Here is a 25,070-nt window from a genome sequence, read left to right as displayed (position 1 = left end):
GTCGGCGGGACAATCCCGATGCCCGCATGTCGCTTGCGGACCACCTCCGGGAGTTCCGCAAGCGGTTGATCCTCGCGGCGATCGGCATCGCCCTGGGCATGGTCGCCGGGTGGTTCCTCTACACGCCCGTGTTCGAGGGCCTGCAGGCGCCCGTGCTGGCCGTGGCCGAGCGCAACGACGCGCTCGTGACGGTGAACTTCTCGGGCGTCGCCACCGCGCTCGACATGCAGCTCAAGGTGTCCGTGCTGCTCGGCGTGGTGATCAGCGCGCCGTGGTGGCTGTACCAGCTGTGGGCGTTCGTGGCCCCGGGGCTCAAGCGCACCGAGCGCCGGTACACGATCGGTTTCCTCGGCGCCGCCATCCCGCTGTTCTTCTCGGGGGTCGTGCTCGCCTGGTGGGTGTTCCCCAAGGCGATCGACATCCTCATCTCGTTCACGCCGGAGGGTGCGGCGAACCTGCTGGACGCCCAGACGTTCATGACGTTCGCCATGCGGCTCGTGATCGCGTTCGGCCTCGCGTTCGTGTTCCCGGTGGTGATGATCGCCCTCACCTGGGTGGGGGTCGTCAAGGCGCGCACCTGGCTCAAGGGCTGGCGGTGGGCGGTCTTCCTCATCTTCCTGGCGGCGGCGATCCTCACGCCGACGCCGGACGCCGTCACGATGCTCTTCATGGCCGGCCCCATGGTCGCCCTGTACTTCGCCGCCGTCGGCGTGGGACTGGCCCGCGAGCGGGCGGTGCGCCGTCGCACACCCGAGGAGGAGAGGCTGGCGTGAGCACGCTCGGCATCATCACCAACCCGACATCGGCGTCGGGGAGGGGCGCCCGCTGGGGCGTCGAGGCGCGTGCCGAGCTCGCCAAGGGCGGTCACCGCCTGCTCGACCTGTCGCGCGGCTCCTGGGCCGCCTCGTACGAGGCGGCGATGAAGGCGCGGCGCGACATCGACGCGCTCGTGGTGGTCGGCGGCGACGGGATGGCCCATCTCGGGCTGCAGGTCTGCGCGGAGCGGCGGCTGCCGCTCGGGATCATCGCCGCCGGCTCGGGCGACGACATCGCGGCGTCGCTGGGCCTGCCGCGGCACGACATCCCCGCCGCGGTGCGGCTCATCGAGGAGGGGCTCGCGGGCCGGACCACCCGGGTCGACGTCGGCAAGGTCGACGGGCGCGGCGTCGAGGAGCCCGCCCGGCCCCGGTACTTCGGCGCGGTGCTCTCCGCCGGCATCGACGCCGCGGTCGCCTCGTACGCGCGGCAGATCACCTTCCCCCGCGGCCCCCTCAAGTACCAGGCGGCCACGTTCCACGAGATCCCGCGCTACCGGCCCTACGGGGTCCGCATCAAGGCGGACGGCCGCGAGTGGACCCAGACCTGCACCCTGGTCGCCGTCGCGAACGCCACGGTGTTCGGAGGCGGGCTGCCGATCTCGCCGGGATCGTCGATCGTGGACGGCCACCTCGAGCTGGCGCTGGCGGAGGCGATGTCGCGCACCGACATCATCCGGCTCTTCATGCGCCTCCAGAAGGGCACGCACGTGGACGACCCGCGCGTGCGCATCGTCCCCGTCCGCCAGGTCGAGATCACCCCCGACCCGTCCGGCGCGCCGCTGCCGCCGGCCTTCGCCGACGGCGAGCTCATCGGCGCCACCCCGGTGAGCGTGAAGGTGGTGCCGCACGCGCTGACGGTGCTCGGCGCAGCGGTCGCCGCCCCCGCCTGACGCGCGACGATGCGGCGGCCACGCTGGGCGATCGGCGGCCGCGGGCGGGATAGCCTGGCGGCATGACCAGCCCCGCCGAGCGGTTCGCCGCCTCGCGCCGTCGCGCGCGCCACGGCGACCTCGCCGAGTTCACCGCCGAGCTGTCCTTCCCGCTGGACCCGTTCCAGCAGGAGGCATGCGAGGCGGTCGCCGACGGGCACTCGGTGCTGGTCGCGGCGCCCACCGGCGCCGGCAAGACGCTCGTGGGCGAGTACGCGGTCCGGCACGCGTACCGCCGCGGCGAGAAGTCGTTCTACACGACCCCGATCAAGGCGCTGTCGAACCAGAAGTTCCATGACCTGTCCCGCGCCTACGGGCCCGGCAACGTGGGGCTGCTGACCGGTGACACGTCCATCAACCCGGACGCGGACATCGTGGTGATGACGACCGAGGTGCTGCGGAACATGATCTACGCGGGCTCGAGCACGCTCGACCGGCTCGGCGTGGTGGTGCTCGACGAGGTGCACTACCTCGCCGACCGCTACCGCGGCTCCGTGTGGGAGGAGGTGATCATCCACCTCCACGAGCGCACGGCGATCATCGCGCTGTCCGCGACCGTGTCCAACGCCGAGGAGTTCGGCGCATGGCTGCGCGAGGTCCGCGGCGACACCCGGGTGATCGTCTCCGAGCATCGTCCCGTGCCGCTGTGGCCTCACGTGCTCCTGCGGGAGGGCATCTACGACCTCTACGCACCCGGCGTGGACCCGCAGGATCCCGGCCCGACGCCGCGGCTCAACCCCGAGCTCGAGGCCGTCGCCAAGCGGGCGCGCCACGAGGACGCGCGCGCCCCGGGCGGGCGAGGGCGCCCCACCCGCGGCGGACGCAGGCCCCAGGGGCGCCGCGCGCCGCCCCGGTTCGCGGTGGTCGACGTGCTCGACCGCCAGGGCCTGCTGCCGGCCATCGTGTTCATCTTCTCCCGCGCCGCCTGCGAGGACGCCGTCGAGCAGGTGCGTCACGCCGGCATGGTGCTGACCACGGAGGCGGAGCGCCACGAGATCGCGCGGATCGTCGAGGAGCGGTGCGCCGGCCTGCCGCCGGAGGACCTGGGCGCGCTCGGGTACACGCGGTGGCGCGACAGCCTCGAGGCGGGGGTGGCGGCGCACCACGCCGGCATGATCCCGCTGTTCAAGGAGGTGGTCGAGGAGCTCTTCGCAGGCGGCCTCATCAAGGTGGTCTACGCGACGGAGACCCTCGCGCTCGGCATCAACATGCCCGCGCGCTCGGTGGTGCTCGAGAAGCTCGTGAAGTGGGACGGCCAGGGGCACAAGGACCTCACCGCGGGGGAGTACACGCAGCTGACCGGGCGCGCGGGCCGGCGCGGCATCGACGTCGAGGGGCACGCGGTCGTGGTCGAGCACCCGGGCTTCGACGCGCCCCAGCTGGGCCGCCTCGCCTCGCGCCGCACCTACCCGCTGATCAGCTCCTTCCAGCCGACGTACAACATGGCCATCAACCTGGTCGCCACGCTCGGCGTCGCGCACGCGCGCGAGGTCCTCGAGATGTCCTTCGCGCAATACCAGGCCGACCAGTCCGTGGTCGGCAAGGCCCGACGCGTCAAGGAGATCGAGTCGACCCTGGCCGGCTACGCGGAGGCCGCCGCGTGCGACCGCGGCGACTTCATGGAGTACGCGGCGCTGCGGGAGCGCCTCAACCGCCAGCAGAAACAGGCCTCCCGCGTCGCCAGCCGTGCGCGCAAGGAGGCCAGCGCCGCGACGCTCGCCGCCCTGGTGCGCGGCGACGTCGTCAAGGTCGGCGGGGGCCGGCGCGCGGGCCTCGTCGCCGTGGTCGACCCCGACGACAACCCGGTCGCGCCCCGCCCGCTGGTGGTCACGGACCAGGGCCGGGTGCACCGGCTCGCCATCTCCGAGCTCCACCATGGCCTCGAGCAGGTGGGCACCGTGAGGATCCCGCGCCGGTTCGACGCGCGCAACGCCCGCAGCAGGCGCGAGCTCGCGCAGCTGCTCCACGACAACCGTCACTCGTACGCCGCCGCGCGGCGCCGCCGCGGGGACGATGCGGAGGAGCGCGCCTCGCAGGACCAGGAGCTCGAGACCAGGCGGCTCCTGCGCGAGCACCCCTGCCACCAGTGCCCCGACCGCGAGGCGCACGCGCGGTGGGCCGAGCGGTACCACCGCGCGCTGCGCGACAAGGACAAGGTGGTCGGCGAGATCCAGCGGGCGACCGGGTCGATCTCCCAGGTCTTCGACAAGCGCCTCGAGATCCTCACCGCGCTCGGCTACGTCGAGCCGGCGGGTGACGCGATGGACCTCACGCGCTGGGGCGAGATGATGCGCCGCATCTACAGCGAGAACGACATCGTGATCGCCGAGGCGCTCCGCACCGGGGCCTGGGACCGCCTCAACGCGGCCGCGCTCGCCGCCGCCGTCTCCGCGGTGCTGTACGAGGGGAGGCGCGAGGACGAGACGCGCGCGCCCCGCGTGCCCGGCGGTCCCCACGGGGTGCTCGGCACCGCGCTGCGGGAGACCGTGCGGCTGTGGTCGGCCGTCGACGACATGCAGAAGGAGCGGCACCTCCCGGGCCTCTCCGCACCGCACTGGGGCCTCGTCGGTCCCGTCCACGGGTGGGCGCAGGGCAAGGGCCTGGACGCGGTGCTGCACGACACGGAGATCGCTCCCGGCGACATGGTGCGGTGGTGCAAGCAGGTGATCGACGTGCTCGACCAGATCCACGACGTCGCCCCGTCGGCCGCGCTGCGGGACACCGCCGCGTCCGCCATCCGCGCCATCCGCAGGGGAGTGGTCGCGTACTGAGCGCGCCGTCGGGCGACCGCCCGCGAAGACCTTAGGCTGGGTCCGTGCTGCTGCGACTGAGGAACCTCCTGCTCGCCGCCGGCGCAGGAGCCATCCTCAACCTGGCGTTCCCCGACACCGGCTGGTGGCCGCTCGGGCTGGTCGCCGTCGCGCTGCTGTGGTGGGCGCTCGAGCGCGCGTCGGCGTGGTCGGGGCTGGCGCTCGGCTGGGTGTTCGGCGTCGCGTTCCTGCTCCCGCATCTGTGGTGGGCGTACCTCGCGGTCGGCCCCATCCCCTGGGTCGCGCTGTGCGTCGCGGAGGGCCTCTTCTTCGGGCTGATCGGCATGGCCTGGGCCCACGTGCGCCGGTCGGGCATGCTGGAGGCGCACGCGTGGGCCGCGGCGCCGGTCTTCGCCCTGATCTGGGTCGCCTCCGAGCAGCTGCGGTCGATGGTGCCGTTCGGCGGCTTCCCGTGGGGGCGGATCGGATACGCGTTCATCGACGCGCCCGTGGCGCGCCTGGCCTGGGCGGGCGGGGTGCCGCTCGTCTCGCTCGTGGTGGTGCTCGCGGGCGCGCTGCTGGGCCTCGCGTTCGAGTCGCTGCGTCGCCGCCGGGCGCTGGGCGCCGCGTTCGCGCCCGTGCTCGCGATCGGGCTCCTCGGCGTCGGCTACGTCGTGCCGCTCGACGCCCAGGCGCAGGACGGCACCATCCGGCTCGGAATCGTCCAGGGCAACACCCCGGACCGCGGGCTCGACTCGTTCGACAACGCGCGCGAGGTCACCCGGAACCACCTCGACGAGACGCTGCGGATGGTCGAGGAGGCCCCCGGGCCGATCGACCTGGTGGTGTGGCCCGAGAACGCCGCGGACTACGACCCGCGGGTCGATGACGCCACCTTCGAGGCGGTGACCACCGCCGCCCAGGCCGCGGATGCGCCGATCCTGCTCGGGACCGTCGACTACACGCCGGTCGACGGCCGGTACAACACCTCGCTGCTGCTCAGCACCTCGGGCACGGTCATCGACTCCTACTCCAAGCAGCGCCCGGCGCCGTTCGCCGAGTACATCCCGCTGCGGTCCGTCGCCCGGAACTTCTCGCCGTGGGTGGACCGGGTGGTCGACATGATCCCCGGCACGTCCGTCGCGACGATGGACGTGCCGGTGACGGCGCTCGACCGCACCGTCCGCATCGGGACGGTCATCTGCTTCGAGGTGGCGTACGACTCGATCGTGCGGGAGTCGGTCGCCGCCGGCGCCGAGCTGCTGATCGTCCAGACCAACAACGCGACCTTCGGGAGGACGGCGGAGTCCACGCAGCAGCTGCAGATGACGCGGCTGCGGGCGATCGAGACCGGCCGCGTGGCCGTGCAGGCCTCGACCGTGGGCGTGAGCGCCGTGGTGGACCCGAGCGGCCGCGTGCTGCAGGACACCGAGCTCTTCGAGGCGGCATCGATGTACGCCCACGTGGGCCTCCGGACCGAGACGACGCCGGCGGTCCGCTTCGGATGGTTCATCGGCTGGGGCCTGCTGATCGTGCCCGTCGTGATCGTGCTGATGGCGGTCCGCCGCCGGATCGCCGACAGGTACGACTGGTGAGCGGCACCCTCGTCATCATCCCGACCTACAACGAGCGGGAGTCGCTTCCGCGTCAGATTGCGGGGGTGCTGTCCGCCGCGCCCGAGGTCCACCTCCTGGTGGTCGACGACGGCTCGCCGGACGGCACCGGCGCATGGGCGGAGCAGCAGGAGGACCCCCGGATCCACGTGCTGCGCCGGGACTCCAAGCAGGGCCTCGGGGCCGCCTACCGCGCCGGCTTCGCGTGGGGCCTCGACCGCGGCTACGACCTCCTGTGCGAGATGGACGCCGACGGCTCGCACCGGGCGGTGGATCTGCCGCGCCTGCTGGAGGCCGCCGCCGGCGACGATCGCCCCGCGCTGGTGATCGGGTCGCGCTGGGTGACCGGCGGTTCCGTCGTGAACTGGCCGCGCCACCGGCACGTGCTGTCGGCGGGCGCGAACCTCTACGTCCGGCTGGCGCTCGGCATCGGGGTGCACGATGCGACGGCAGGCTTCCGCGTGTACCGCGCCGACGCGCTCCGCGGGATCGTTCTCGACGACGTCGAGTCCCAGGGCTACTGCTTCCAGGTCGACATGGTGTGGCGCGTGCTGAGGGCCGGCGGGGTCGTGGTCGAGGTCCCGATCACCTTCGTCGAGCGCGACCTCGGGGCGTCCAAGATGTCGAACGCGATCATCCGGGAGGCTCTGGTCAAGGTGACCCAGTGGGGCCTCGCGCACCGGGCGAGCCAGGTCGTCGGCATCGTCCGTCGGCGCTGACCGGACATGGCGAAGGCCCCGCCGTGGCGGGGCCTTCGTGAGCGGGGCGCCTAGCGGCGGCTCGCCCGCAGGAGCTCGAGACGCTCCTCCAGGAGCTCCTCGAGCTCGGGGATGGTGCGCCGCTCGAGCAGCATGTCCCAGTGGGTGCGCTGCGGCTTGACGTCCTTGGCCTCGGGCTGGTTGCCGTCCCGCAGGAGCGCGAGGGCGCCGCAGTGGCACTCCCACGACAGGGGGACGTCGGCCTCCACCGAGAACGGCATCGAGACCACGTGCCCGTTGGGGCAGTCGTAGTGGACCTCGACCCGCTCCGCCAGCTCGGCGTGGTGGATCGACTCCATGCTCTGGGTGCCCAGCCGCATGCCACGCAGTGCGCGATCAGCCATGTCTGCCTCCTTCTCGCAGGTAGATCCTGCACACAGGGGTCAACGTACGGTTGCATGACGTTGTTCCTGGCGCGCGCGGCGGGCCCGGTGGACCATACTGACGCCGTGCCCGACGGCACGGGGGAGGGGAGCGGCTCATGGCAGGTCCGACGCATCCGGCGGATGCTCACGACGCGATCCGCGTGCGGGGAGCGCGCGAGAACAACCTCAAGGACGTCTCGCTCGACCTTCCCAAGCGGCGTCTCACGGTGTTCACCGGGGTGTCGGGCTCCGGCAAGAGCTCGCTGGTGTTCGACACCATCGCGGCCGAGTCCCGCCGGATGATCAACGAGACGTACTCGGCGTTCGTTCAGAACTTCATGCCGACCATGGCGCGTCCCGAGGTCGATCTCCTCGAGGGCCTCACCACCGCGATCACCGTGTCGCAGGAGCGCATGGGGGCAAACTCGCGGTCCACCGTCGGCACCGCCACGGACGCGAACGCGATGCTGCGGATCCTGTTCAGCCGCCTGGCCGAGCCCCGGCTGCCGTCGCCGCAGGCCTACTCCTTCAACGTCGCCTCGTCGACGGGCGTCGGCAGCGTGAAGGTCGCGAAGGGCGCCTCGACGCAGGCGCAGAAGCGCGAGTACACCCTGGTCGGCGGGATGTGCGCCCGCTGCGAGGGCATGGGCCGGGTCGACGACATCGACCTGACGCAGATCCTCGACGACTCGCGGTCCCTGGCCGAGGGCGCCATCACCGTGCCGGGGTACACCGCCGACGGATGGGCGGTGCGCATGTACACCGAGTCGGGCTTCCTCGACCCCGACAAGCCGCTCCGGGACTACTCGGAGCGCGAGCGCGACAGCCTCCTGTACAAGGCGCCCACCAAGGTCAAGATCGCGGGCATCAACATGACATACGAGGGCCTGATCCCGAAGATCCAGAAGTCCATGCTCTCCAAGGACCTCGAGGCGATGCAGCCCCACATCAGGGCTTTCGTGGAGCGAGCGGTGGCGTTCACGACGTGCCCGGACTGCGCGGGCACCCGTCTCAACGACGGCGCCCGCGGCTCCCGTATCGACGGCGTGAGCATCGCGGACGCCTGCGCGATGCAGATCACGGACCTCGCGGCCTGGGCGGGGACGATCGACGCGCCCGAGGCGGCGCCGCTGCTCGAGGGCCTGCGCGCCCTGCTGGACGCGTTCGTCGAGATCGGGCTCGGCTACCTGTCCCTCGACCGTCCCGCCGGGACGCTCTCGGGAGGGGAGTCGCAGCGCACGCGGATGATCCGGCACCTCGGGTCGGCGCTCACCGACGTGACGTACGTGTTCGACGAGCCCACGATCGGCCTGCATCCGCACGACATCGAGTCGATGAACCGCCTGCTCCTGCAGCTGCGCGACAAAGGCAACACGGTGCTGGTGGTCGAGCACAAGCCGGAGGCCATCGCGATCGCCGACCATGTGGTCGACATGGGCCCGGGCGCGGGTGGCAGCGGGGGAGAGGTGGTCTACCAGGGAGATCTCTCCGGATTGCGCGCCTCCGGCACCCTCACCGGAGGTCACCTCGACCACCGCGCGGCGCTCAAGGAGGCTGTGCGCAGGCCGACCGGCGCCATCCAGGTCCGCGGCGCATCGTCGCACAACCTGCGCGACGTCGACGTCGATGTGCCCACGGGCGTGCTCGTGGTGGTCACGGGAGTCGCGGGCTCGGGCAAGAGCTCGCTCATCCACGGGTCGGTCGCGGGGCGCGAGGGCGTGGTGGCGATCGACCAGTCGGCGATCAAGGGATCGCGGCGCTCGAATCCCGCGACCTACACGGGCCTGCTGGAACCCGTGCGCAAGGCATTCGCGAAGGCCAACGGCGTGAAGCCCGCGCTGTTCAGTGCGAACTCGGAGGGGGCCTGCCCGGCGTGCAACGGCGCCGGGGTCATCTACACCGACCTGGGGCCGATGGACACGGTGGAGACGCCGTGCGAAGTCTGCGAGGGCCGGCGCTTCCAGGCCGCCGTGCTCGCGCACACGCTGGGCGGACGCTCGATCGTGGACGTCCTCGAGATGCCGGCGGCGGAGGCGGCGGAGTTCTTCCTCCGGGACGATGCGCGGGTGCCGGCCGCGGCGGCCATCGCGGCGCGGCTGGTGGATGTGGGTCTCGGTTATGTCAAGCTGGGCCAGGAGCTGACGTCGCTGTCGGGCGGCGAGCGGCAGCGGCTGCGCCTCGCGGCACGCATGGCCGAGCGCGGCGACGTGTACATCCTGGACGAGCCGACCACGGGCCTGCACCTGGCGGACGTCGACAACCTGCTCGGGCTGCTGGACAGGCTCGTCGACGCCGGCCGGACCGTGATCGTCATCGAGCACCATCAGGCGGTCATGGCGCACGCGGACTGGATCATCGACCTCGGACCGGGCGCGGGTCACGACGGCGGCCGGGTGGTCTTCGAGGGCACGCCCACGGCGCTGGTGGCAGACCGGTCGACGCTCACCGGTGAGCACCTCGCGCGCTACGTCGGGGCGTGACGCCACGCTCTGCGCGTGATGCCGATAATGTGCATTATGTCAGTTCGCACGCGGGGCGGGCGGGTGAGCCCCTTCCCCCTCAGGCGCGTCCGCTCGCCCGGACGTCAGGCGTGCTGTGTTGGACGCCCACGCGTCACCGGGCGCGGCGCACCCACACATATAAGCAGTATCGCGGTACGGTAACGCCAGCAGAACCCGTGAGCACCACCCTGAGAAGGCTGGAGACCTGGTGACGACGCACGAACTCGATCCCGTCGCGCTCGAGGCGCGCGAGCCGGATGTCTCCTCGCGGTGGCGCGCGATCGACGCACGGTTCCGGGTCGCCCGGGAGGACGCGCGCGACGGCGACGAGGACGCCGCGCTCCACGTCGACCGCGACAGCGCGCTCGTGCTCAGCGCCCCGCACGGCACGCGCCACTATCGCGCCGGCGCGATGAAGCAGGCCGACCTCCACACGGGCTCGCTCACGCTGCTGGCCGGGGAGCTCGCCGATGTCTCCGCGGTCGTCTCCGCCCGGGCTCACGCACCGTGGGACTCCTGGGACGAGCGGGACGACCCGTTCGCCCGCCATCTCAGGGAGTTGCGGCCTCCGGCCCGCATGGTGGTGGACATCCATGGCATGGGCGATCACCACGGTCCCGACTTCTGCCTGGGCACCGGGCCGCGGCCCGGACCGCTCGAGCTGCTCGCGGTCGAGGTCCTCCGCCACGAGCTCGAGGACTTCGACGTGGCGGTCGACGCGCCGTTCGACGCGCGCCCCCACTACACGGTCACGCACCTCGCGCAGCGGCACCTCGGGCTCGCCGGCCTGCAGATCGAGGTCGCCGCGCGGTGGCGCAGCCCTCGCGACGCGGACGCCGCCCCGGGCGCGGCCGCCCTGGCCAGGGCGCTCGGCGCCGTCGACGCGGGCCTCCGCGCCGCGGCCTGACCGTCGGCGGTACCGTGTGGCGATGAGACGGCTCCTCCTGACGCTCGCGACGGCTGCCTTGCTGGCGGCGTGCTCGGCACAGGTGCCCGACGACGCGGAACCCGCCTCGACCGCGATCCCCTCGGCGATCGCCGCACGGCTCGACGCGCTCGACGTGGCGGTCGGCTCGTGGCGTGAGGCCGCTACCGTCGCCGAGGCGCACGCGGCCGCGGAGGACGCGCGCAACCTCGTCGTGGGTCCCGCGGGGCCCCTCTACGGGGACGGCGACGGCGACGGCTCCCTCGGGGTGGATCCCGCGACCGGAGTGCTTCCGGGGCTCGACGGCTCCTCCGGCCTCGCGGGCCCGCCCGCGCTCAACGCCTGCGTCGACGCCGACGTGCTGGGCGGCTCCTGGGAGGACCCGCGGGAGCGGTGGGACATCATGCTCGAGGCGATCGACGCGTGGGCCCCCGGCGGGAACACGTTCCCCTCGCTGCCGTCTCATCCCCAGCGCGTCGTCGGCTGGGCCACGCTCACGCTCGAAGCCGGCGACCTGGACCTCGCGCGCGAGTACGCCGGACACGCCCAGCTGCACGTGGACGTGACCCGCGCGGCCTACGAGTCCTGCGGGTGACGCCCCCGCGCATGCTCAACGGCGCGGGTGATGGTTCCTCCACGCGACCGCCACGGAGGCGATCGCGCCCGCGGCGAGCACCGCGACCATGAAGAAGAATCCGGGCGGGGTCTGGGAGGCGGTGGCCCCCGCGGCCGCGACGATGAACATGTGCGCTCCATCGAGTCATGCGGCGAGGCGCGATGGATCTCACCGGCCTCGTCGCCGGGTGTGGGGACCACCTCCAGTTTATCGCGGCGCGGGTGCTCCACCCCCGTCGACGGTCACGACGCGCCGCGACCGAGTCACGCGTAGTTGGCGTAGGACAATACTTGTGTTACACCAGATATCTAGTTCGTTGGTCCCTGGCGAGCGCGCCCGTACGGTCATAGATTGGCGGTATGTCCCCCATCGTGCACCGCTCCGGATCCTCCGTCGACACCCGCGTCTGGGCCGACCGCCTGGCGGACCTGGTGCTGCTCTCGGTGGACCCCTCCCCTGACGCGAGGCTCGCCGCCGCGCTCGACCCCGAGTGCCCCGCGGTGATCCTGTCGAGGCTCGTCGCCGACGACGACCCCGAGGTGCGCGCCGCCGCCGCCGCCCACGCCGGTCTGGCGTCGCGGACCATGCGCGAGGTCGCGCTGTACGGCGATCAGGAGGTCTGCGCCGCCCTCGCCCGCAACCCCTCCGCGACCACCGAGGCGATCGAGACGCTGTCCGATCATGGCGACCGGATCGTGCGCCTCGCCGCCGCCCGGAGCCCCCGGATGCATGGTGAGCGGCTCGCCGTGCTCGCGGCGGACGACGACGCCATGGTGCGCGCCGCCGCACGGCGGTCCAGGACCGCCTCCGCCCGCCCCCGACACCGGTGATCATGCGAGAGGGCCGCTCCCCCCTGCGGGGAGCGGCCCTCTCGCATCGCAGGGGCGGCGCGCGCTACGCGGCGGCGAGCTCCTCGAGCTTGGCGGCGACGCGCTCGGTCCACTCGCGGACCGCGGTGAAGTCCCGGAAGTCGCCCATCGGGGGGTTGAGCGCCTTGATCAGGGCCTTCTCCCCCACGTTCAGGCGGTCCCAGTTGATGGCGCCCGGGAAACGGGCGTGGTCGTGCGCCTGGACCTCGCGGGCGAAGCCGTCGGACTCGTCGAGCGGCTGCCCGGGCTTCACGACGGTCTCCATGCCGACCGAGAACAGCCAGACGTCCTTCGCGATCAGCTCGTCACGGTGCTGCTTGATGAGCGCCGAGGCGTCGCGGCGCCAGAGGCCGCCGTACACCGCCGAGCCGATGATGACGGCCTCGTAGTACTGGATCCCCTGCACGTCGCAGGCATCCAGAAGGTCGACCTCGAAGCCGTGGGCACGGATGTCCTCGGCGATGCGGGTGGCGACCTCGCGGGTGGCTCCGTACTTCGAGCCGACAGCGACGAGCACCTTCATGATGTCCTCCTTCTCGGATGGGCCAGTCCATGGTCCCGGCAGCCCTCGGACGGGCGACGGGACGATGGTCCCGCACCAGCCTATTCGACCACGAGCACCAGGTCGCCGCCGCCGAGCGCCTCCGACGAGTCGATGACGACGCGCGCGACCGTGCCGGCCACGGGCGTGGTGATCGAGGACTCCATCTTCATGGCCTCGATCACGGCGACCGTCTGACCGGCCTCGACCTGGTCGCCCTCCGACACGCGGGGCGTCACCAGCCCGGTGAACGGCGACGCGATGTGCCCGGGCTTGGAGGCATCGGCCTTCTCGCGCTGGACCACCTCGATCTTGGCGGACAGGTCGCGCACCTGGATCGGGCGGATCTGGCCGTTGAAGTTGAAGATCACGGTGCGCTCGCCGTGGTCGTCGGGCTCGCCGACGGCCTCGATGGTCGCGATGATCCGCACACCCCGGTGCAGCTCGATCACGGCCTCCTCGCCGCTGCCGACCGTGAGGCCGTACAGGTAGTGGAACGTATCGATGACGGAGATGTCGCCGTACGTGTCCACCGCCTTGTCGAACTCCTTGGCCGGTCCCGGGAACAGCAGGTGGTTGAGACGACGCCGGCGGTCCGGGCCGGCGACCGCCAGCACCTCGCGGTCGTCCTCGCTGAGCTCGGGCAGCGTGCGCGTGACATCGCGGCCCTGCAGGGCCTTGCTGCGGAACGGCTCGGGCCAGCCGCCCGGCGGGTCGCCGAGCTCGCCGGCGAGGAAGCCGATGACGGAGTCGGGCAGGTCGTACTTGTCCGGGTTCTCCTCGAAGTCCGCGGGGTCCGCATCGTTCGCGACCAGGTGCAGGGCGAGGTCGCCGACCACCTTCGAGGACGGCGTGACCTTGACGAGGTTGCCGAGGATCCGGTTGGCGGCCGCGTACATGTCCTCGATCGCCTCGAACTTGTCCGCCAGGCCCAGCGAGATCGCCTGCTGACGCAGGTTGGAGAGCTGGCCGCCCGGGATCTCGTGGTGGTACACGCGCCCCGTCGGGCCCGGCAGTCCGGACTCGAACGGCGAGTACAGGCGTCGCACGGACTCCCAGTACGGCTCCAGGTCCTGCGCCGCGGCGAGGGCGATCCCGGTGTCGCGCTGGGTGTGCTCCAGGGCGGCGACGAGCGCCGACATCGGGGGCTGCGACGTGGTGCCGGCCATCGCCGCGTTCGCGACGTCGACCGCGTCGACCCCGGCCTCGGCCGCCGCGAGCAGCGTGCCGATCTGGCCGCCGGCCGTGTCATGCGTGTGCAGGTGGATCGGCAGGTCGAACCGCTTGCGGAGCTCGCTCACGAGGACGTACGCGGCCGCCGGGCGCAGCAGGCCCGCCATGTCCTTGATCGCCAGCATGTGCGCGCCGGCCTCGACCAGCGAGTCGGCGAGGTTGAGGTAGTAGTCGAGCGTGTACAGCTTCTCCTCGGGCGAGATCATGTTGCCCGTGTAGCAAAGCGTCGCCTCGGCGATCGCGGTGCCGGTGCCCCGGACGGCCTCGATCGCGGGACGCATCTGCTCGACGTCGTTGAGGGCGTCGAAGATGCGGAAGATGTCGATGCCGGTGGCCGCAGCCTCCTCGACGAACGCCACGGCGACCTCGTCGGGGTAGGGCGTGTAGCCGACCGTGTTCCGCCCGCGCAGCAGCATCTGCAGCGCGATGTTCGGCATCTTGGCGCGCAGGTCCGTGAGGCGGATCCACGGGTCCTCGGACAGGAAGCGCATGGACACGTCGTAGGTTGCGCCGCCCCAGCACTCGACCGACAGCAGCTCGGGCGTCATGCGGGCCGTATGGCCGGCCGCGGCGAGCAGGTCGTAGGTGCGCACGCGGGTCGCGAGCAGCGACTGGTGCGCGTCCCGCATGGTGGTCTCGGTGACGGCGAGCGCCTCCTGCTCGCGCAGCGCCTTGGCGAAGCCCTCCGGCCCCAGCTCGAGCAGTCGCTGACGCGAGCCCGCCGGCGGCTCGGCCTCGAGGTCGATCGCGGGCAGCTTGTCGCCGGGACGCACCACGGCCTCCGCGTGCTCGCCGTGGGGCCGGTTCACCGTGGTGTGGCCCAGGAACGCGAGCAGCTTCGACGAGCGGTCCTGGTTCTCCCCCACCTGGAGCAGCTCGGGGTGCTGGTCGATGAACGCGGTGGTGACGCCGCCGGCGCGGAACTCGGCCGAGGAGAGCACGTTGCGGAGGAACTTGATGTTGTTGGTGACGCCGCGGATGCGGAACTCGGCGAGCGCGCGCTCGGCGCGCGTGATCGCGGTCTCGAAGTTGTAGCCGCGGCACGTGAGCTTCACCAGCATCGAGTCGAAGTGGCCCGTGATGGTGTTGCCGGCCATACCGGTCGCGCCGTCGAGGCGGACACCGGCGCCGCCGGGCGAGCGGTAGGCGACGATGCGCCCGGTGTCGGGGAGGAAGCCGTTGGCGGGGTCCTCGGTGGTGACGCGGGTCTGCACCGCGAAGCCCGTGACGCGGACGTTGTCCTGGCGCAGGCCGAGGTCCTCGAGCGTCTCGCCGGAGGCGATCCGCATCTGCGAGCTCACCAGGTCGACGCCGGTGACCTCCTCGGTCACGGTGTGCTCGACCTGGATGCGCGGGTTCATCTCGATGAAGACGTGCTGGCCGGCGCGCTCGCCCTCGGTGGCGACCAGGAACTCGACGGTGCCGGCGTTCACGTAGCCGAGGCTGGTGGCGAACTTCACCGCATCCGCGCAGAGCGCGTCGCGGATCGCCGGGTCGAGCGCGGGCGCGGGCGCGATCTCGATCACCTTCTGGTGGCGGCGCTGCACCGAGCAGTCGCGCTCGAAGAGGTGGATGACGTTGCCCTCGGCGTCCGCGAGGATCTGCACCTCGATGTGGCGCGGGCCCAGGACGGCCTGCTCGAGGAACACCGTCGGGTCGCCGAACGCGTTCTCGGCCTCGCGCATCGCCGAGGCGAGCAGCTCCGGCAGGTCCTCGGGGCGCTCGACGCGGCGCATGCCGCGACCGCCGCCGCCCGCGACGGCCTTGACGAAGACCGGGTAGCCGATGCGGTCGGCCTCGGCGATGATGAACTCGGGGTCACGCGAGGGCTCCGAGGAGTCCAGCACGGGCACGCCGGCGTCGCGGGCCGCCTTGAGCGCGGCGACCTTGTCGCCGGCCTTCGCCAGCACCTCCGGCGGCGGGCCGATGAAGGTCACGCCCTCCTCGGCGCAGCGGCGCGCGAAGTCCACGTTCTCGGACAGGAAGCCGTAGCCCGGGTAGATCGCGTCGGCGCCGGCCTGCTTGGCGACCTCGAGGATCGACTCGATGTCGAGGTACGCCTTGACCGGGTGTCCCTCCTCGCCGATCTGGTAGGCCTCGTCGGCCTTGACGCGGTGCTCGGACATCCGATCCTCGTGCGGGAACACCGCGACTGTGCGGGCACCGTTCTCGAATGCGGCCCTGAAGGCCCTGACGGCGATCTCTGCGCGGTTTGCCACGAGGACTTTGGCGAACATCTGCTTCCCTTCGACGTTGGGGACATCCTGCCAGGTTTCGGGTGCCGAGTCAGCCGCGGTGCGGGGCGTCTCACATGGCGGGACGTGCGGGTGGGGGCGCCGGGGCGCGCGACGACGCGCCGCCCGGTGCGGGCGTGTGGACGCCGGCGTCAGCCGGCCTGGGAACGACGGGCGCGACGCTCCGCCAGGTCGTCGGCGCCCACGGTCTCGAGGTCCTCCGGCCGGTCGGCGGGCAGCGCCAGGAGCGAACCCTCGAGCTCGCGCCAGACCTTGCCGAGAGCGATGCCGAAGACGCCCTGGCCGCCCTGCACCAGGTCGATGACCTCGTCGTCCGACGTGCACTCGTACACGGACGCGCCGTCCGACATCAAGGTGATCCGTGAGAGGTCCTCGACCCCGCGCTCGCGCAGGTGCGAGACAGCCGAACGGATCTGCTGGAGCGAGACGCCGGAGTCGAGCAGGCGCTTCACCACGCGCAGGACGAGGATGTCCCGGAAGCCGTACAGGCGCTGGGTCCCCGACCCCGTGGCGGACCGCACGCTGGGCTCCACCAGGCCGGTGCGCGCCCAGTAGTCGAGCTGACGGTAGGTGATCCCCGCGGCCTTGCATGCGGTGGGTCCGCGGTAGCCCGCGTTCTCGTCGAGGTGCGCGAGGCCGTCGTCGAAGAGGATGCCCTGGTCGAGCCGGGTCACGCCGCGGCCGGACTCGTCGGTCATCGCTCCTCCTAGGTTCAACCTTGACTTCAACGTTAGGGCTCGACCGAGGCCGGGTCAACGACCGCGGGCCGTGTCGCGCGCCGCTTCCCTCATCCTCCCACGCGAAGCCGCACGGACGCGGAGAACACGGCGATCGCGGCCTCTCCGAACTCGGCGGCACGGGCGTCCGCCTCTCCCCCGCCCCGGCGCCGCAACGGGGCCGCCGCATCGTCCGCACGATCAGCCTCGCGCCGCGCGGCGAGCACCAGCGTGCGGAGCGCGCGCACGTCCCCGCCCGCCGCCAGGTACGCGGATGCGGCGACCACGACGTCGAGCACGGCCGGCTCGTAGCCGTCGGGCACGGTGGCGGCGACCAGACCGGCGCGCTCGAGCTCGCCCAGCACGTCCACCGACACTCCCCCGCGCTCCGCGACCTCCGCGGCGCTCAGGTAGTCCGAGGGCGCCTCGCCGATCTCCTGGAGCGTGACCGGCTCGTGCAGACGGCCGCTGTCGAGCGCGTCGAGCTGCTCCTTGATCACCGTGAGCGGGCGGTAGTGGTCACGCTGCTGCCGGAGCACGAATCGCACGCGCTCGACGTCCGCCGGGGAGTACTGCCGGTATCCCGACGGCGTGCGCTGCGGGCACACCAGGCCATGGGAGTCGAGGAACCGCAGCTTCGACGTCGTCAGCGTCGGGAAGCTCCGCTGCACGAGCGCGAGCACGTCGCTGACGCGGAGCATGGGCTCGTGCGAGAGCGCGTGCGGCCAGGTCCCGACCAGCGGCTCGGGAGAGGACGGCGCTACGGCGCGTGGGGACGATGCGGCGGCGTCGCCGGCGGCCGAGGCCATGCGGGGATCAGCCCCGGGCACCCGGATAGAAGGTGAGGCGGTACTTGCCGATCTGCACCTCGTCGCCCGCGGCCAGCCGACGCTCGGAGACGCTCTCGCGGTTGACGTAGGTGCCGTTGAGCGAGCCGTGATCGCGCACGTAGAACTCCACGCCGTCGCGGATGAACTGGGCGTGCTCGCGGCTGACGGTGACGTCGTCGAGGAAGATGTCCGACTTCACCGAGCGGCCCGCCGTGGTGATGTCGACGTCGAGCAGGAACCGTGCGCCCATGTTCGGGCCGTGGTGCACGATCAGCAGCGCGTGGTCCGGACCGAGCGCGTCGACCGCGGCCTGGTCCTGGGCGCTCAGGCGGTGCGGCACGCCCTCGTCGACCGGGGCGGCCGAGTCGAGGGACATGGTCCTCTCGACGGGGCTCTCGTCGTACGTCATGACGCCTCCTCCTGCCATCGGACGATCCCCATCCTAGGGCTCACGCCCCCGCCGGAGGAACGGTGGCGCGCGACCGATTCACGAGATCGACCACGTACCCGACCCCCGACACCCAGTACAGCACCGTGGCGGCGAGCGTGCCGACGAAGAACACGGTCCAGGCGATCGGCCACTCGGCCAGGAAGGCGATGTAGGCCCAGGGCAGGAACACGTAGAGCCCGAAGGTCGCCGCCTTGCCCACGAGGGTGACCTGCGAGGACTCCGCGCCGCGCGCACGAGCGACCAGCAGCGCCACGCCGACCACGGCGTCGCGCGTGAGCAGCACTGCTGTCAGCCACCACGGGATGACGCCGCGCGCGGCGAGGCCGATCACCACCGCCAACGTGAGCAGCCGGTCGGCGGCGGGATCGAGGATGCGGCCGAGCCGCGTCACCTGATCCCACCGGCGCGCGAGATAGCCGTCGAGGAAGTCGGACACGCCCGCACCGATCAGCGCGGCGATCGCCCAACCGTCGTGGCGCCCCGCGAGGAGCACGACGAACACGACGATCAGCACGATCCGGACCGTGCTGATCAGGTTGGGCACGGTCCACACCTGGTCCCGCGGCTCACCCGTGGCACGGGTCGCGGCACCGTCCTCCACGCTCGACTCGTCGCTCACGCGCGACAGTCTACGAGCGTGCTCAGGAGTCGGATGCCTCCTCGGCGACCTTGTCCACGGTCTCCGCCGCGATCCTCGCGGCCTCGTCCTCGGACGCCCCGCGCGCGAGCTCCCGCGCCCTGATCTGCTCGAAACGGTAGTGCCGCGTGTCCGTCACGCTCTGCTCGCCCATCGTGCACCTCCATCGCTGCCTGAGGGACGTCTCCAGCCTATGCCGGAGCCGCGGCGGCGACCACCGCAGCGCGCGGCGCGGTGACACGCCTGCCGCGCCCCCGTACGATGGAGGCGTGACCACTCCTGCCGCCGACGAGCGCGAGACCGCGCTCTGGCGCGCGCTCACCCTGATGGGTCGCCGCCTGCAGGGGATCCTGGAGCAGCGGCTCCAGGCCTCGGTCGGCATCTCGGTCCCCGACTTCGAGATCCTCTCCGCCCTCGCGCGGTCGGAGGACGGACGCATGCGCGCCGGCGAGCTCGGCGAGATGCTCGGCTGGGAGAAGTCCCGCACCTCGCACCACGTCTCACGCATGGAGGCGCGCGACCTCGTGTCCCGCGTGACGTGCCACGAGGACCTGCGCGGCACGTGGGTCGAGATCCGCTCGCAGGGCCGGCTCAAGGCGGCCGCCGCTCAGCGCGTGCACGCGGACGCCGTCCGGGCGGCGCTCACGGACATCCTCGAGCCCGAGGAGACGGACGCGCTCGCCCGCACGGCGATGCGCGTGCTCGACGGCAACCCCCTCAGCACCTGCCGCGTCGAGATCGACCGTCTCGCGGTCTCGCTCGGGGTCGCCCAGCCGACCGCACGGTGACACCCGCGTCCCTCGCGGCCCCGTCGCCCGCCTAGGCTTGTCCCCATGCCCGAGCACATCCCGACCCACGCCGCCGTGGTCGTGATCGGCGCGGGGCAGGCCGGGCTCGCCGTCGCCTACCATCTGCGCCGTCGGGGCCTGACGCCCGGTGACGACCTGCTCGTCCTCGACGCGAACCCCGGCGCGGGCGGTGCATGGCGGCATCGGTGGCCCGGGCTCACCCTGGGGGGCACGCATCGGCTCCACGACCTTCCCGGGATGACCGACACGGGGCTGACCTTCACCGAGGCGGATCCGCACCGGCCGGCGCGGGAGCTCGTCGCCGAGTACTACGGCGCGTACGAGGATCACCACGATCTCCGCGTGGTCCGGCCCGCCCGCGTCACGGCGGTGCGTCGGGACGGGGACGGCTATGTGGTGGAGTGCGCGCCCGGCTCCCCGGTCACCGCCGTGCGGGCGCGTGTGGTGGTGTCCGCGACCGGCACGTGGAACCGTCCCCGGCTGCCCCTGGTCGACGGCCGGGAGGAGTTCTCGGGCCTCCAGATCACCACCGCGGACTACACGGACCCGGCGCCCTTCGTCGGACTCCGGGTCGCCGTGGTCGGCGGCGGGACCTCCGCCCTCACGTTCCTCGACGAGGTGGGCGACGTCGCCCAGGACCTCCACTGGTACACGCGGCGGGTGCCGCTGTTCCACGACGAGGAGGAGGAGCTCACCGCGGAGCGCGGACGCATCGCGGTCGGCATCCAGGACGAGGCGGCGCGCGCAGGCAGGCCGCTGCCGTCGATCGTGGCGGTGACGGGGCTGCCCCGCTCGCCCCTGGTGCGGCGCCTGGAGGGCAAGGACCGGCTGCGGCGTGAGCCGATGTTCGCCTCTCTCGACGCGACCGGCGCCGTCACCGCCGACGGCGAGCACGTGGATCTGGACGCGATCATCTGGGCGACCGGGTTCCGTCCCGACCTCACCCACCTCCAGCCGCTCGGTGTGGTCAACGAGGTCGGCGGGATCGTGGTCGAGGACGGGCGGGTCCCGGACGAGCCCGGGCTGTTCCTCGCCGGGTACGGTCCTCAGGCCAGCACCATCTCCTCGAATCGCGCCGCACGCGTCACGGCGCTCACGATCGCACGTCTCCTGGCCGGTCCTCAGGCCTGAGCGCCGCCTCGCCGGCGGGCCACGGGGTGCCGAAGCGGTGCATGGTCACCGAGACGGCCTGCTCTCGCGCGAAGGGCAGCAGCTCGAGCTGGGGCGCTGCGGTGACGGGCGCGTCGTAGACCGCGACGGAGGCCGTCTGCGCGAGAGGGCGGCCCACGCTCCGCACACGCGCACCGGGCGTCTCGGCCAGCCGTGCCAGCAGGGCCGGCTCGTCCTCGACGACCACCGCCAGCCCGGCGGAGCCGAGCCGGGCCCGAAGGTCGGGATCGGGCGCCACCGGCATCGACACGCCCCCCGTCCCGCCCACCCGGAGGCGGGCGGCGCACACCCGGAGCAGCGCGTCGACGTCGGCGCCGTCCCAGCGGATCTCGGCGGGCACGGGACGATGCCGCAGCGCGTTGCGTTCGCACGCGAGCCCGGAGCGGTCGACCGGGGCGGCCATGCGCGCCCAGACGGGCGCGTCGGCCACGACCGCGGCGTGGACCCAGGGAGCAGCGTCGGCCAGCAGCGCATCGTCGACGTGCGCCGCCTCCAGATCGGCGACCCGCTCCCAGCCGGTGAGCGCGTACAGGTAGGACGGGCCACCGGCCTTGGCGCTCGGCCCCACGACCGACCGCTTCCAGCCGCCGAAGGGCTGACGCTGCACGATCGCGCCGGTGATGCCGCGATCGACGTAGACGTTGCCCGCCTCGACGGCGCCCGACCAGCGCGCGATCTCGTCCGGGTCGAGGGAGTGCAGGCCCGCGGTCAGCCCGAAGTCGACGGCGTTCTGGATCTCGAGGGCGTGGTCCAGGTCCCGAGCGGCGATCAGCCCGAGCACCGGGCCGAAGCACTCGGTGAGGTGGAACCAGGATCCCGGCTCGACGCCGGTGCGGATGCCCGGGCTCCAGACGCGGCCCGCGGGGTCCAGGCGGCGCGGTTCGACCAGCCACCGCTCCCCCGGCTCGAGGGAGGTGAGCGCCCGCAGCAGCTTGCCCTCCGCCGGCCCGATGAGCGGGCCGACCTGCGCGGAGGCGTCCGTCGCCTCCCCGACCGCGAGCGAGCGGGTCGCGTCGACCAGCTGGCCGAGGAACCGCTCCGAGGTCGCGACGGACCCCACGAGGATCGCGAGCGAGGCCGCGGAGCACTTCTGCCCCGCGTGCCCGAACGCCGACGCGACCACGTCGCGCGCGGCCAGATCGAGGTCGGCGCTCGGCGTCACCACGATCGCGTTCTTGCCGGAGGTCTCCGCGAGGAGCCGCAGGCCCGGGCGGATGCGGTGGAACAGCTCGGCGGTCTCGAAGGCGCCGGTGAGGATCACCTGGTCGATCCGCGGGTCGCCGACCAGCCTCTCGCCCAGCGTGTCGGGGTCGAGGTCGACCAGCACGAGCGCGTCGCGCGGCACGCCCCCCTCCCACAGCGCCTCCGCGACCACGGCGGCGCAGCGCGGCGCCTGCTCCGCCGGCTTGAGGACCACCGCGGAGCCGGCGGCGAGCGCGGCGAGCACGCCTCCTGCGGGGATCGCGACCGGGAAGTTCCACGGCGGGGTGACCAGGGTGACCGCACGCGGAACCGGCCTCGCGCCCGCGAGGCTCACCAGGTCGAGGGACCGGTCGGCGTAGTAGCGCGCGAAGTCGATCGCCTCCGAGACCTCGGGGTCGCCCTGGTCGAGCGTCTTGCCGGCCTCGCTCATCATGACCGCGATGAGCTCGTCGCGGCGGCGCTCCATCGCGTCCGCTGCCGCGCGCAGGATCGCGGCGCGCCGCTCCGGGGCGAGCGCCTGCCAGCCACCGGCCCCGGCGGATGCGGTGGCGAGCCGGTCGTCGAGCGCGGCGGGGTCGGCCACCCGTGAGGCCGTCACGGTCGCGCGCCCGAGCTCGCCGGCCTGGGCCAGGCGGCGGACCCCGGCGGCCCAGCTCCGGGCGTCGGGCACGGCCGGGTCCGTGTCGGAGGCGTTCCGGAAGGCGCCGCCCGCCGGTCCGGCCTCCGCGCGGCGCCGGTGGCTGGCTGCCGCGGGCCGGCCCGCCAGCGCGAGCGCCGCCTCGAAGCGCGCCCTCTCGCGGGCGAACACGTCCGGGTCCCGGTCGAGGTCGTACAGCGAGGACATGAAGTTCTCTCGGCTCGCCACCTCCTCCAGCCGTCGCACGAGGTAGGCGAGGGCGACGTCGAACTCGGCGGGATGCACCACCGGCGTGTAGAGCCGGAGCGGGCCGACGTCCTCGGCGACCGTGGCGGCCACATGCTCGCCCATGCCGAGCAGCATCTCGAAGTCGACCGCATCGTCCACGCCGCGGCCGCGCGCGAGCAGCAGCGCGAACGCCACGTCGAAGAGGTTGTGGCCGGCGACGCCGACGCGCACCGCCCCGGTCCGCTCGCGCACGAGCGCGCGGTCGAGCAGCCGCTTGTAGTGGGCGTCGGACTCCACCTTCGAGCCCCAGGTGGCCAGCGGCCATCCGTGCAGCTCCGCGTCGACGCGCTCCATCGACAGGTTCGCGCCCTTGACGAGCCTCACCTTGATGGGGGCGCCGCCGTCACGGACGCGCCGCTGCGCCCACGCCGTCAGGCCGTCGAGCGCGGCGAGGGAGTCCGGGAGGTAGGCCTGGAGCACGATTCCCGCGGTCAGCTCGCGGTGGCGGGGCGCGTCGAGCAGCCGGGTGAACACCGCCACGGTCAGGTCCAGGTCCCGGTACTCCTCCATGTCGAGGTTGACGAACGTGCCGGTGCGGGCGGCCGCGGCGTACAACGGGTCGAGGCGCGCGCAGATCTGCTCCACCGCATGGTCGAACGCCCACGGGTTGTGGGGCGCGACGGCGGCGGACACCTTGAGGGAGACGTAGTCGACGTCGTCCCGCTCGATGAGCGCGAGGGTGCGCTGAAGCCTGCGATCCGCCTCGCCCGCGCCGAGCACCGCCTCGCCCAGGAGGTTGAGGTTGAGCCGGCTCCCCGCCCGCCGCAGCCGCGCGAGGGCCTGCCCCATCCGTGCCGGGGTCGCGTCGACCACCAGGTGCCCGACCATGCGGCGCACCACGAGCCTCACCGTGCCCACGACGATCCCGGGCACGACGCGCGAGGCCGTCGAGCCCGCTGCCAGCAGGCCGCGCTGATACGCGGGGAGGAAGGACAGGTCGCGGCCGACGACGCGCCGCAGCGAGGCGGCGGCGACGCGCCGGTCCTCGGGCCGGACCACGCCGTCCACGAGCGCCGTGAGGAACGGGAGACCACCGGGGTCGACCAGGAGCCGCGCGAGCATCCGCGCCGAGCCGTCGATGGGGTGCGCGCGTGACCGCGCGAGCCAGTCATGGACCTGGGCGGCGACCTCCGCGGCCGTCGGGGCCTCCGTCGCGATGCCGGGCGTGTCGATGGTCATGTCGCTCCCTTCCGGCATCAGTGTGGGACAGCCCAGGATGAACCACCAGCGCACATTGGTTCCGCACATCGTTAAGTTCTGCTTCACTGGCACCATGCTCGATCTGGTCCGCCTCGCCACGCTCCGGGAGCTCGCCCAGCGCGGGACCGTGGCGGCCGCCGCCGACGCCCTCGGCTACACGCCGTCCGCGGTCTCCCAGCAGCTCGCCGGGCTCGAGCGCCAGGCGGGCGTCCCGCTCACCATGCGCGCGGGACGCGGGCTCCGGCTCACGCCGGCCGGCGAGCGCCTCGTCGCCCGCGCGGAAGAGCTGCTCGCCACGATGGAGATCGCCGAGGCGGAGCTGCGCTCGGGGACCGCGCCCGCCGGCACGGTACGTGTCGCGGCGTTCCAGTCGGCGTCCCTCACGATCGTCCCCCGCGCCGTGGCCATGCTGCGCGAGACCGATCCCTTGATCCGCACGGTGGTCACGGAGAGCGAGCCCGGCGCGGCGCTCGCCGAGACGTGGTCGCGGGACTACGACCTCGTCGTCGCGGAGGAGTACCCGCACCACTCCGCCCCGCACTACCCGGGCGTGGTGCGCCGGGACCTCACGCGGGACGAGCTGCGCCTGGCGGTCGGGGGCCGGTGGGTCACCGCCACCTCGGTCGCGGCGCTGGCCGACGCGGTGTGGGTGATGGAGCCCGCCGGCACGGGCACGCGGCACTTCGCCGAGCAGACGTGCCGTCTCGCCGGGTTCGAGCCGGACATCCGGTTCGTGACCCCGGACCTCCAGGCGCATGTGCAGCTGGTGCGGGACGGTCTCGCCGTCGCGATCCTGCCGGGCCTTATGGCGGAGCACGCGGGACTGCTCGAGGACACCCACCCCCTGCCGGGCGCCCCTCTGCGCACCATCTTCACCGCGATGCGCGAGTCCACCGCGGACGACGGGGCGGTGGACCGCGTGCGGCGCGCCCTCGAGGAGGCCGTCGCGGGCTGAG

The 25,070-nt window shown here is 72.8% G+C and carries 22 protein-coding genes; 12 read left to right on the top strand and 10 right to left on the bottom strand.

Annotated elements, in window-relative coordinates; genetic code table 11:
- The first annotated feature begins 26 nt into the window (after nt 1-26).
- The 5 genes from tatC (at nt 27) to QQX10_RS00630 (ending at nt 6,829) form a co-directional block, all read left to right on the top strand.
- Nucleotides 27-773, top strand: coding sequence for a twin-arginine translocase subunit TatC (gene tatC, locus QQX10_RS00650; protein WP_301144257.1), 747 nt, complete (start codon nt 27-29; stop codon nt 771-773).
- The gene (locus tag QQX10_RS00645) at nt 770-1,708 is read left to right on the top strand and encodes a diacylglycerol/lipid kinase family protein (protein WP_301144256.1); all 939 of its coding nucleotides are present in this window, start codon (nt 770-772) and stop codon (nt 1,706-1,708) included. Before tatC ends, QQX10_RS00645 begins: the two co-directional genes overlap by 4 nt.
- A 62-nt stretch (nt 1,709-1,770) precedes the next feature.
- The gene (locus tag QQX10_RS00640) at nt 1,771-4,518 is read left to right on the top strand and encodes a DEAD/DEAH box helicase (RefSeq protein WP_301144255.1); all 2,748 of its coding nucleotides are present in this window, start codon (nt 1,771-1,773) and stop codon (nt 4,516-4,518) included.
- A gap of 44 nt (nt 4,519-4,562) precedes the next feature.
- Nucleotides 4,563-6,092, top strand: a complete 1,530-nt coding sequence (lnt, locus tag QQX10_RS00635) for an apolipoprotein N-acyltransferase (protein WP_301144254.1) — start codon at nt 4,563-4,565, stop codon at nt 6,090-6,092.
- A complete protein-coding gene (locus QQX10_RS00630) occupies nt 6,086-6,829 on the top strand; it encodes a polyprenol monophosphomannose synthase (protein ID WP_301144505.1) in 744 nt (247 codons plus the stop codon). Before lnt ends, QQX10_RS00630 begins: the two co-directional genes overlap by 7 nt.
- A gap of 50 nt (nt 6,830-6,879) precedes the next feature.
- On the opposite strand, the gene QQX10_RS00625 is transcribed toward QQX10_RS00630, so the two are convergent.
- A complete protein-coding gene (locus QQX10_RS00625; protein ID WP_301144253.1) occupies nt 6,880-7,212 on the bottom strand; it encodes an RNA polymerase-binding protein RbpA in 333 nt (110 codons plus the stop codon).
- Nucleotides 7,213-7,349: 137 nt separating this feature from the next.
- Here QQX10_RS00625 and QQX10_RS00620 point away from each other — a divergent pair, with 137 nt between their 5' ends.
- The 3 genes from QQX10_RS00620 to QQX10_RS00610 all read left to right on the top strand — a co-directional run bounded on the left by QQX10_RS00620 (nt 7,350) and on the right by QQX10_RS00610 (nt 11,254).
- A complete protein-coding gene (locus tag QQX10_RS00620) occupies nt 7,350-9,713 on the top strand; it encodes an ATP-binding cassette domain-containing protein (RefSeq protein WP_301144252.1) in 2,364 nt (787 codons plus the stop codon).
- Between the two features lie 229 nt (nt 9,714-9,942).
- Entirely contained in the window at nt 9,943-10,641 is a 699-nt protein-coding gene (locus tag QQX10_RS00615) for an N-formylglutamate amidohydrolase (protein WP_301144250.1), read from the top strand.
- A gap of 22 nt (nt 10,642-10,663) precedes the next feature.
- Complete coding sequence (locus QQX10_RS00610; RefSeq protein ID WP_301144249.1) at nt 10,664-11,254, top strand: hypothetical protein; 591 nt, start codon at nt 10,664-10,666, stop codon at nt 11,252-11,254.
- 15 nt (nt 11,255-11,269) lie between these two features.
- Here the strand turns inward: QQX10_RS00610 and QQX10_RS00605 are convergent, their stop codons facing one another.
- The gene (locus tag QQX10_RS00605; protein WP_301144248.1) at nt 11,270-11,404 is read right to left on the bottom strand and encodes a hypothetical protein; all 135 of its coding nucleotides are present in this window, start codon (nt 11,402-11,404) and stop codon (nt 11,270-11,272) included.
- Nucleotides 11,405-11,634: 230 nt separating this feature from the next.
- On the opposite strand from QQX10_RS00605, the gene QQX10_RS00600 reads away from it, so the two are divergent.
- Nucleotides 11,635-12,105, top strand: a complete 471-nt coding sequence (locus QQX10_RS00600) for a hypothetical protein (protein ID WP_301144247.1) — start codon at nt 11,635-11,637, stop codon at nt 12,103-12,105.
- A 64-nt stretch (nt 12,106-12,169) separates the two neighbouring features.
- On the opposite strand, the gene QQX10_RS00595 is transcribed toward QQX10_RS00600, so the two are convergent.
- The 7 genes from QQX10_RS00595 to QQX10_RS00565 all read right to left on the bottom strand — a co-directional run bounded on the left by QQX10_RS00595 (nt 12,170) and on the right by QQX10_RS00565 (nt 18,961).
- A complete protein-coding gene (locus QQX10_RS00595; RefSeq protein WP_301144246.1) occupies nt 12,170-12,667 on the bottom strand; it encodes a flavodoxin domain-containing protein in 498 nt (165 codons plus the stop codon).
- A gap of 80 nt (nt 12,668-12,747) precedes the next feature.
- Entirely contained in the window at nt 12,748-16,155 is a 3,408-nt protein-coding gene (locus QQX10_RS00590; protein WP_301144245.1) for a pyruvate carboxylase, read from the bottom strand.
- A gap of 149 nt (nt 16,156-16,304) precedes the next feature.
- Complete coding sequence (locus QQX10_RS00585; RefSeq protein ID WP_301144243.1) at nt 16,305-16,871, bottom strand: MerR family transcriptional regulator; 567 nt, start codon at nt 16,869-16,871, stop codon at nt 16,305-16,307.
- An 89-nt stretch (nt 16,872-16,960) separates the two neighbouring features.
- Entirely contained in the window at nt 16,961-17,698 is a 738-nt protein-coding gene (gene ftsR, locus QQX10_RS00580) for a transcriptional regulator FtsR (RefSeq protein WP_301144242.1), read from the bottom strand.
- A gap of 7 nt (nt 17,699-17,705) precedes the next feature.
- A complete protein-coding gene (locus QQX10_RS00575; RefSeq protein ID WP_436968538.1) occupies nt 17,706-18,128 on the bottom strand; it encodes an FHA domain-containing protein in 423 nt (140 codons plus the stop codon).
- 40 nt (nt 18,129-18,168) lie between these two features.
- A complete protein-coding gene (locus QQX10_RS00570; RefSeq protein WP_301144240.1) occupies nt 18,169-18,789 on the bottom strand; it encodes a CDP-alcohol phosphatidyltransferase family protein in 621 nt (206 codons plus the stop codon).
- A gap of 22 nt (nt 18,790-18,811) precedes the next feature.
- The gene (locus QQX10_RS00565) at nt 18,812-18,961 is read right to left on the bottom strand and encodes a hypothetical protein (RefSeq protein ID WP_301144239.1); all 150 of its coding nucleotides are present in this window, start codon (nt 18,959-18,961) and stop codon (nt 18,812-18,814) included.
- A gap of 115 nt (nt 18,962-19,076) precedes the next feature.
- On the opposite strand from QQX10_RS00565, the gene QQX10_RS00560 reads away from it, so the two are divergent.
- Entirely contained in the window at nt 19,077-19,595 is a 519-nt protein-coding gene (locus QQX10_RS00560) for a MarR family winged helix-turn-helix transcriptional regulator (RefSeq protein ID WP_301144238.1), read from the top strand.
- A 45-nt stretch (nt 19,596-19,640) separates the two neighbouring features.
- Nucleotides 19,641-20,747 carry an FAD-dependent oxidoreductase gene (locus QQX10_RS00555; protein WP_301144237.1) on the top strand — a complete coding sequence of 369 codons (1,107 nt, stop codon included), beginning with the start codon at nt 19,641-19,643 and terminating at the stop codon, nt 20,745-20,747.
- Here the strand turns inward: QQX10_RS00555 and QQX10_RS00550 are convergent.
- The gene (locus tag QQX10_RS00550) at nt 20,710-24,093 is read right to left on the bottom strand and encodes a bifunctional proline dehydrogenase/L-glutamate gamma-semialdehyde dehydrogenase (protein WP_301144236.1); all 3,384 of its coding nucleotides are present in this window, start codon (nt 24,091-24,093) and stop codon (nt 20,710-20,712) included. The two genes, QQX10_RS00555 and QQX10_RS00550, sit on opposite strands and share 38 nt — an antisense overlap.
- Before the next feature lie 94 nt (nt 24,094-24,187).
- Between QQX10_RS00550 and QQX10_RS00545 the strand changes: the two genes are divergently transcribed.
- Nucleotides 24,188-25,069 (top strand): LysR family transcriptional regulator, encoded by an 882-nt coding sequence (locus QQX10_RS00545; RefSeq protein ID WP_301144233.1) that lies wholly within the window; start codon nt 24,188-24,190, stop codon nt 25,067-25,069.
- The last annotated feature ends 1 nt before the right edge of the window (nt 25,070 follow it).

It is taken from the genome of Demequina lignilytica (genome assembly GCF_030418305.1).
GTDB lineage: Bacteria > Actinomycetota > Actinomycetes > Actinomycetales > Demequinaceae > Demequina > Demequina lignilytica.
The sequence above is the reverse complement of the archived record's forward strand: the minus strand, read 5'-3'. Positions and strand labels throughout refer to the sequence as shown.

Bases quoted from the DNA above. Each gene is read 5' to 3' on its own strand.
- tatC (WP_301144257.1), top strand. From the start codon at position 27: ATGTCGCTTGCGGACCACCTCCGGGAGTTCCGCAAGCGGTTGATCCTC.
- QQX10_RS00640 (WP_301144255.1), top strand. From the start codon at position 1,771: ATGACCAGCCCCGCCGAGCGGTTCGCCGCCTCGCGCCGTCGCGCGCGC.
- QQX10_RS00625 (WP_301144253.1), bottom strand. From the start codon at position 7,212: ATGGCTGATCGCGCACTGCGTGGCATGCGGCTGGGCACCCAGAGCATG.
- QQX10_RS00620 (WP_301144252.1), top strand. From the start codon at position 7,350: ATGGCAGGTCCGACGCATCCGGCGGATGCTCACGACGCGATCCGCGTG.
- QQX10_RS00610 (WP_301144249.1), top strand. From the start codon at position 10,664: ATGAGACGGCTCCTCCTGACGCTCGCGACGGCTGCCTTGCTGGCGGCG.
- QQX10_RS00605 (WP_301144248.1), bottom strand. From the start codon at position 11,404: ATGTTCATCGTCGCGGCCGCGGGGGCCACCGCCTCCCAGACCCCGCCC.
- QQX10_RS00600 (WP_301144247.1), top strand. From the start codon at position 11,635: ATGTCCCCCATCGTGCACCGCTCCGGATCCTCCGTCGACACCCGCGTC.
- QQX10_RS00595 (WP_301144246.1), bottom strand. From the start codon at position 12,667: ATGAAGGTGCTCGTCGCTGTCGGCTCGAAGTACGGAGCCACCCGCGAG.
- QQX10_RS00590 (WP_301144245.1), bottom strand. From the start codon at position 16,155: ATGTTCGCCAAAGTCCTCGTGGCAAACCGCGCAGAGATCGCCGTCAGG.
- QQX10_RS00585 (WP_301144243.1), bottom strand. From the start codon at position 16,871: ATGACCGACGAGTCCGGCCGCGGCGTGACCCGGCTCGACCAGGGCATC.
- ftsR (WP_301144242.1), bottom strand. From the start codon at position 17,698: ATGGCCTCGGCCGCCGGCGACGCCGCCGCATCGTCCCCACGCGCCGTA.
- QQX10_RS00575 (WP_436968538.1), bottom strand. From the start codon at position 18,128: ATGACGTACGACGAGAGCCCCGTCGAGAGGACCATGTCCCTCGACTCG.
- QQX10_RS00565 (WP_301144239.1), bottom strand. From the start codon at position 18,961: ATGGGCGAGCAGAGCGTGACGGACACGCGGCACTACCGTTTCGAGCAG.
- QQX10_RS00555 (WP_301144237.1), top strand. From the start codon at position 19,641: ATGCCCGAGCACATCCCGACCCACGCCGCCGTGGTCGTGATCGGCGCG.
- QQX10_RS00550 (WP_301144236.1), bottom strand. From the start codon at position 24,093: ATGACCATCGACACGCCCGGCATCGCGACGGAGGCCCCGACGGCCGCG.
- QQX10_RS00545 (WP_301144233.1), top strand. From the start codon at position 24,188: ATGCTCGATCTGGTCCGCCTCGCCACGCTCCGGGAGCTCGCCCAGCGC.